Consider the following 581-nt stretch of genomic DNA (forward strand, 5'->3'; position numbering starts at 1 on the left):
GTGTAGGTTTGCCGTATGCGATGGGCGCGAAACTTGCCGCCCCCGATCAAGACGTGTTCTGCATTACCGGCGAAGGTTCGATTCAGATGAACATCCAAGAATTGTCCACCTGCTTCCAATACCGCATTCCGGTAAATGTCGTTACCCTCAACAACGGCTACCTAGGCATGGTCCGCCAATGGCAGGAGCTGTATTACGGCAACCGCGAATCGGAAACCTATTTCGATTCTCTGCCCGATTTCGTCAAACTGGCGGAAGCATACGGACATATCGGCATCCGCGTGGACAAAAAATCCGATGTTGAAGGCGCGCTTTTGGAAGCGGTCAAACAAAAAGACCGTCTGGTATTTATCGACTTCTTGACCGATAAGAAACAAAACGTGCTGCCCATGGTCGGCAACGGCAAAGGTTTGGACGAAATGGTCCTGCCGCCGCATATGCGCGAAAACCCGAAAGCGTAAGGAGAACGACAATGCGACATATCTTATCTGTTCTGATGGAAAACGAATCAGGCGCGATGAGCCGCGTGGTCGGCCTCTTCTCCGCTCGCGACTATAACATCGACTCCTTGGCAGTAGCCC

Annotated in this window: 2 protein-coding genes; both read left to right on the forward strand. The window is 52.2% G+C overall.

What is annotated here, in order from left to right:
* The coding region (locus ACTHUR_RS16305) for a thiamine pyrophosphate-dependent enzyme (protein WP_440399721.1) at positions 1-461 on the forward strand (461 nt) is incomplete at its 5' end.
* Between the two features lie 11 nt (positions 462-472).
* The coding region (locus ACTHUR_RS16310; RefSeq protein ID WP_440399723.1) for an ACT domain-containing protein at positions 473-581 on the forward strand (109 nt) is incomplete at its 3' end.

The organism is Neisseria sp. P0021.S007 (assembly GCF_051956855.1).